Below are 6,786 nucleotides of genomic sequence, written 5' to 3'. Positions count from 1 at the left end.
AACCAACCGACCGCCCCGCCGAATCGCTTTGGTTATGAGCGCGTTAAGGATTGCGCCCATGAAGGTTAAGAGAAGGTTACGGCGATAATGTGAGTCGGACCTAAGAACACCCCAAACCGAAAGCGTTGCCGGAGTTTTATGACCCACAGCGAAGACCGCTCGGCCCGAGCATCACGATCGATGACGCCATCGGAAAATGAAAATGGGCGGAAGACGTTTCCGTCTTCCGCCCACTTCAGGACCCTACGACAGCTTAGAAGCTGACGCGCGCGCCCATCACGAAGCGACGTCCCAGCCCGTCGTAGACAGCCGGTTCGGTCGTCCAGCCGGTCGGTTGGCCATAGCCCTGACCGATGTAGACATACTCGTCGAAGATATTGTCGACGCCCGCAAAGACCGTGGCCTTCGGCGTGATGGCGTAACGAACCTGCAGATCCGAGAAGGTCTTCAGACCGATATAGCCGCTGATGTCGTCATCGGCGCAATCATCCAGATCGAAGTAGCAGCTCTCACCGACGAACTGGGTCTGCCACGACACCGTCAGAGCATTGCGACGGTACAGCAGATCCAGTTGAGCCTTGTTCTTTGACAGGCCCGTGGTGCCTGCCGATTCAACCAGCTCCGCACCCGGCAACGGCGACGTCTTGTACTCGTCGAGGTGCTGATAGGTCAGGCTGGCGACCAGGGTGCCCAAGTTGCCGCCGAAGTTGCGGGTAACCGGGAAGTTGTCGAAGTCGAACGTGTAGCTGGCTTGAACGTCGATACCGCTGGTCTTGAACGTGCCCAGGTTTTGCGTCTGAGAGTTCAGTTCGCGCATGGCGCCCACCTGAGCCGTACCGTTCTCGTAGCGAACGATCGACTGGCAGAACGGGCTCGACGCATTATAGACGCCGCCGCTGTTGACATAGCATTCGTTCAAGCTGGTGCCACGCGCCAGGTTGGCGATGATGTCGTCGATTTCGATGTTGAAGTAATCGACCGACAGCGAGAACGGCGACAGCCAGTCATACCAATCCGCATTGAACAGCACGCCGCCGGTGATGCTGGTGCTCTTCTCTTGGGTCAGGTTCGGGTTGCCGCTGTTGAAGCCGCCCGTACCTTGCGCCTCAGGTTGCGTTTGAGCGAAGACGCCGTCGCGAGCGACACGCGCCGCCAGGGTGGGATCCGCCAAGCAGGCCCGGGCCGTATCGCTTCCGATGGTCGTCGTATCCACGCCGCTCGCCGCGACAGCACTCGGGTTCGTCAGGTTCGCGCGAGTTTTGGTAAACGCGGCTTGCCCACCCGAGGTCGTCAGACCGCGGCACGGATCAAGGTTGGTCGGGAAGGTTTGCGAACGTCCCGCGAAGAGCTCGCTGATGTTCGGCGCGCGAACAGCGACCGAATACTGCGAGCGGAACTTGATCCAATCGGTTGGCATGTATTCCAACGACGCCGCCCAAGCTTCCGTGTTCCCGACGGTCGAATAATCCGAGAGGCGGCCCGACAGATTGAGGTCGAGTTGGTGAGCGAACGGCATGTCACGAAGCAGCGGAACGCGCAGTTCAGCGAACCCTTCGATGACCTTGAAATCACCCTTGGTTTCAGGGGCGATGTTGCCGCTGGCGAGACCTTGCTGAAGCGTGGCGTCAGGCGTGTTGCGTGATTCTTCACGACGGTATTCGCTACCGACCACGAACTGGATCGGGCCGGCGGGCAGTTCGAACAGATCGCCACTCAGGAAGCCGTTCAGGACCTTCTGATCAACGAAGGAATCGAACGAGTTCTGCACAGCGATGTAGTTCACGACGCCTTGCGAAGCCCCACCCTCTTCGAAGATGCGGAACGGCGTACAACCACGAGCGCGCTCAGCAATGTTGCGGCAAGCCAGGACGCCACCGCCCGTATCGACCACATCGAGCGTATTGATCAGGCGGTCCTTGAGGATACCGCCCTGCGTCAACTGCTGCTCGGAGCTACGACCCCAGTTGGCGCTGACTTCGTACTTGAGGTTCATCGAACCCGGAAGTTCACCCTCCAGGCCAGCAACGACGCGGAACAGGTCACGCGTGGCTTCGTTCTGGCGGTTGCCGAACTCGGTCATACGGCGCTGGAAACCGACGACGCGTTGAGCATCCGTGAGACCGGGCGTGCGATCACGAACCGCCTGGCGAATGGATTCGGGGACGATCGCGCTGACCAGCGGAATACCGTACAAGCAGCCCGTAGCCGTGCACTGTGGGTTCAGACCAACGTCCCGAGCGTCGCGGAAGATGTCAGCGCCGCTAACCGGGCTTGGCTCGATGTCGCTCTTGGTTTCGCCGCGATAGTACGACCCTTCAAAGAAGAAACGATTGTTGTCGTTGAAGTCGTAAAGCGCCTGGCCCGAGAACTGCAGCGCCGAGTTCGGCACGTACAGTTGGCGGGTGCCCTGACGGTTGAAGCCGTCCGTGGCCCCAGCGTACGGACGCTGTGCGCCAGTCGTCGGCTCATAGACGCGGTTAGAGTTGTTGAGGCCGATGCCCGGGACAACCGCAACACCGCGAGGGATGAAGCTGGAGCCGAAGAAGAACTGCGTCTCGCCAAATCGGCCTTCGTCCGAAAGAAGCCGAGAACCCTGTCCGTCGAGAGCCATGTCGCGGTCGGCGCGATCGCGAGCGAAGACCGCCTTGTTTTCTTGATAGGACAGCGTGCCGACGAAGTTGCCGCGATCATCGGCGAAGTTCGAACCAAACTTGGTGCCGACCTTGTAGTTCTCACGATCGCCACGATCGGTGATGCCGTACTGACCGAAGAGCTGGAAGCCTTCGTAGTCCTTGTCCGTGATGATGTTCACCACGCCGGCCAGAGCGTCAGAACCGTAGATCGAGGAAGCGCCGCCGGTGACGACGTCGATGCGGTCGACGAACTCGGTCGGAAGGCTGTTGAAGTCGACAATCTGCGTGCCCGGCAGACCGGCGACGAAGCGACGACCGTTCACCAGAACAAGCGTGCGATCTTCGCCGAGGTTGCGAAGGTTGACCGTCGCGACGCCGTTACCCTGCGTGAAGAAGTTGGAATTGGTGGGCGTCAGCGAGGAAACGCCGGCGGCAGGCAGTGTGCGGAGAATTTCGCCGAGGTTCACTTCACCCGTGCTGGCGATGGCCTCGGACGAGACGACCTGCACTTGGGTGGGCGCGTCTTGGTTGGGGCGGACGATGCGCGAACCCGTGACGACGATTTCGCCGACTTCGGTTGCGTCTTGGTTGCCGGCAGTCGATTGCGCGAACGAAGGCGCGGCGACGGCCAGAACGCCGGCAAGAATCGTCGTCCCAAACAGATATTGTCGTTTCAAATGCATTTTGTGCCCCAATGGAATGTAGCGAACAACAGCAATCCACACCCCAATCCCGGATGCGCGCTTGAGCGTCTCGTCTAATGCATTCCAACGGAACGGCAAGCTTTGTGACCGAAATCCGGCCAGCTCGCGTCGGGAGTGTTACAGTCCAGCAACAGTTTCATTTCGGGACAAGGAAGTCGGACTGCGTGTGCGAGCCACACGCAGCCGGTGTTTGCCGTGATGCCTCGCGAGATGATGGGCACCGTTAAGAGACGTGCCGAGCGACACGTACTCGTGTCAGAGATTATCTCTTAGCCAGCCAGCCACGCGCCCCACCACATTCCCGCGATGAATGCGCGGCGCGTCGGCGGCAGTGATCTGCCGCGCCATCAGCTTCCTTGCCGACACCGCCTCGCGCGGGCCGTAGGCGGCGCGGAGGAGGACGCCGGCGGTGGCGCAGAAGGCGGGACCGGACGCGGCGTCGGCCAAGTGTGGCGCCCGTTGGGGTTTTCCGAGGCGGACGGGACGGTCGAAGACGCGCACGGCGAGTTCGCGTACGCCGTTCAACTGGCTGGCGCCGCCGGTCAGGACGAGCCCTGCGCCGGGCTCCAGGCCCACGCCTGCATTTTTCAGTCGATCACGGAGCAGTTCGAGGGTTTCCTCGACGCGGGGGGCGATAACGGTCTTCAGCATGGCGCGCGGGACGATGACCGGGCCGGCCGAGGCGTCCTCGCCGCGCGGCGGGGCCTCCAGCATTTCGCGGTCCTCGTTGGCGCTGGCCATGGCCGAGCCGTGCAGGGTCTTGAGCCGTTCGGCGCCGGCCTTGGACGTCGACAGGCCACGCGCGATGTCGGAGGTGACATGGTCGCCGCCGACGTTCAGACTTTCGATATGCAGCAGGGACCGGCCGCCCCAGACGGCGGCGCTGGTCGAGCCGCCGCCCATATCAATGCAGACGGCGCCCAGGTCCATCTCGTCTTCTTCCAGCGCGGCCAGAGACGACACGACGGGTGCGGCGGCGACGCCTTGCAGGTCGAGGTGCGCCAGCTCCAGGCAGTGGCTCAGGGTCGTGAACACGTTCTCGGCCATCGAGACCACCAACAGATCAAGCCCCAGCGAGCCGCCCCGCATCGAACGCGGATCATGCACGCCCCGCGCACCGTCGACCGACCAGGCGATGGGCAGGACATGGATCGGGCGGCGGTTGGGCAGGCGGATCTGCGCCAGGGCCATGCCGATGGCGCGCGCCAAATCGGCGTCCCCGACCGGATTGGCGCCCAACGAGACGCGGGCCTGCACACGGTGGCTGGCCATCTGACCGATGGCGGTCGTGACGACGACGCCGGAGACCGGGCTCTGGGCGGCGCGCTCGGCGCGTTCGACGGCGTGGCCGATGGCCTGGGCCGCCTCGTCCATGTTGATGATTGCCCCGCCCCTGACGCCCTTGGACTGGACGTGACTGGCTCCCGCGACGCGGATGGTGCGGTCGGCGTGGCGGACGCCGTCGGGCTTCATGATGAAGCACGAGACCTTGGACTGGCCGATGTCCAGCGCGGCGACCACGGGCGCACGACCGGCGCGAGGATCCATGCCCCGACCGTGATCATTCGCCGCGCCGCGTTGCTTGGTCATGTCTCTACGGTCCTTAGGCGTCACCGGCGGGTCGCACGGCGACCTCGTCCGGGGTTCGGAGATCGACGCGGGCGAAGCCCAGGTCGAGCAGGCGTTCGCGCTGGTCCAGCGCATCGAGGCGGATCAGGGCCGCCTCCTGTTCGGTGGCGGGAAGCTGGATCAGGCTGCCGTCCTTGAGACGCAGGTCCCAGCGGCGCTCGTCCACGCGCACCAGGGCATCCACCATCCCCATTAGTCGCGGGCGCTGGGCCAGCAGAGGCAGGATTTCGCCGGCCGCCACGTCGGCGCCTTTGCCCACGACGAGCGGCAATGTCGGATAGCGACGCGCGTCGGCGCCGTCGATGACCTGGCCTCGGTTGTCGATCACCTTGATCTGACCGGCCTCCTGCCAGACGGCCAGGCGGTCGTGTTCCTTGACCTCGACGATCAGGGTGTCGGGCAACAGGCGCACCACACGCGCCTCCTTGACCCAACCCACGCCCTGAACCCGCGTGCGGATGGCGTCCAGATCCAGGCTTGTGATCGGCTGACCGGAATACAGGCCCAGCGCGCGCTGGATCGCCGGCTCGGCCTCGGGCGAGGCGCCAGTGATGTGCACTCGCTTCAGCGTCAGGCCCATGCCGGCCGTCACATTGTCCAGGCCATGCGAAACCGATGCGCCGATCCGCTCGGCGCGGGCGCCCGTGGCCAGAACCCCGGCCAGCAACAGCGCGCCGGCGCCCAGGGCGATCACGGCGGTGCGCGGCGAAATATCGACACGGCCGATGGCGGCCATTTTGCCGGGAACGGCGGACGCGTTCTGGGCCCCGCCGCGCGACCGTCCTCCGCCCTTGGAAGCCGAACCGCGCTGTGGAGCCTGATTAGAACCCTGTCGCCGGCCGCCGCGAACTACCGCGGGCATGAGGCGTCCTCCACCATCCACCGAACCAGATCGTCATAGCTCATCCCGGTATGGGCGGCCTGCTCGGGCGCGAGCGAAGTCGGGGTCATGCCGGGCTGGGTATTGACCTCCAACAGGACCAGATCGTCCTTAACATCATCATAACGGAAGTCGGATCGCGACACGCCGCGGCACCCCATGGCGACGTGCGCCGCCTCGGCCTGACGAAGCGCCTTGTCGAACACGTGCGGCGGCAAGACCGCGGGCAGGACGTGCACCGAACCGCCCGGCGCATACTTGGCCTCATAGTCATAGAAGCCCTTGGTCGGGGTTATGTCCGTGACGGTCAGGGCGCGCGGGCCGGCCGGTTCGCCCAACACGGTGACGCACAGCTCCTTGCCGGCGATATAGGGCTCGACGACGACCTGCTCGCCGTAAGCCCACCCCGGCTCGCCCACCTCGGAAACCGGACGGTTGGCGCCCTCGCGCACCAGGAAGACGCCGACGGACGAGCCCTCGGCATTCGGCTTGACCACATAGGGCGGGTCAATGACGTGGCGGCTGGCGACCTCGTGACGATCGTAAAGACCGCCGCCCGGCACATTGATGCCGGCCGCCCGCAGCACGGCCTTGGACTTGTCCTTGTCCATCGCCAGGGCCGAGGCCAGCACGCCGGAATGGGTGTAGGGAATCCGCAGCGTCTCCAGCACGCCCTGAACGCAGCCGTCCTCGCCCCAGGCGCCGTGCAGACAGTTCAGGACCACGTCCGGCTTGATCAGACCCGAAAGCACATTGGCCAGGTCCCGCCCGGCATCCACGCGGCTGACGCGCACGCCCTGCCGCTCCAGCGCCTGCGCGCACTGTTCGCCCGACGAGAGGGACACCTCCCGCTCTGCGGAAAGGCCGCCCATCAGGACGGCGACATGAAGAGAAGAGAAGGGGCGGGTCATCGGCGGCTCCAGAACCGACTGGATGCCGC

4 protein-coding genes are annotated in these 6,786 nt (G+C 64.4%); all 4 read right to left on the bottom strand.

The genetic code is table 11. The features are described from left to right. Nucleotides 1-253 precede the first annotated feature (253 nt). A complete protein-coding gene (locus DT343_RS16700; RefSeq protein ID WP_146756785.1) occupies nt 254-3,415 on the bottom strand; it encodes a TonB-dependent receptor plug domain-containing protein in 3,162 nt (1,053 codons plus the stop codon). A 177-nt stretch (nt 3,416-3,592) separates the two neighbouring features. After that, on the bottom strand, nt 3,593-4,885 hold the full coding sequence (gene ftsA, locus DT343_RS16695; RefSeq protein WP_039247066.1) for a cell division protein FtsA: 1,293 nt from the start codon (nt 4,883-4,885) through the stop codon (nt 3,593-3,595). Nucleotides 4,886-4,940: 55 nt separating this feature from the next. After that, on the bottom strand, nt 4,941-5,828 hold the full coding sequence (locus tag DT343_RS16690; RefSeq protein ID WP_220116756.1) for a cell division protein FtsQ/DivIB: 888 nt from the start codon (nt 5,826-5,828) through the stop codon (nt 4,941-4,943). After that, nucleotides 5,816-6,757, bottom strand: a complete 942-nt coding sequence (locus tag DT343_RS16685; protein ID WP_112863766.1) for a D-alanine--D-alanine ligase — start codon at nt 6,755-6,757, stop codon at nt 5,816-5,818. The genes DT343_RS16690 and DT343_RS16685 overlap by 13 nt, the downstream gene beginning before the upstream one ends. Between the last annotated feature and the right edge of the window lie 29 nt (nt 6,758-6,786).

Origin of the sequence: Brevundimonas vesicularis (assembly GCF_900445985.1) — a bacterium.
GTDB classification, from domain to species: Bacteria; Pseudomonadota; Alphaproteobacteria; order Caulobacterales; family Caulobacteraceae; genus Brevundimonas; species Brevundimonas vesicularis_D.
The sequence above is the reverse complement of the archived record's forward strand: the minus strand, read 5'-3'. Positions and strand labels throughout refer to the sequence as shown.

Coding starts and splice junctions, on each gene's coding strand:
- ftsA (WP_039247066.1), bottom strand. CDS start 4,885: ATGGATCCTCGCGCCGGTCGTGCGCCCGTGGTCGCCGCGCTGGACATC.
- DT343_RS16685 (WP_112863766.1), bottom strand. CDS start 6,757: ATGACCCGCCCCTTCTCTTCTCTTCATGTCGCCGTCCTGATGGGCGGC.
- DT343_RS16690 (WP_220116756.1), bottom strand. CDS start 5,828: ATGCCCGCGGTAGTTCGCGGCGGCCGGCGACAGGGTTCTAATCAGGCT.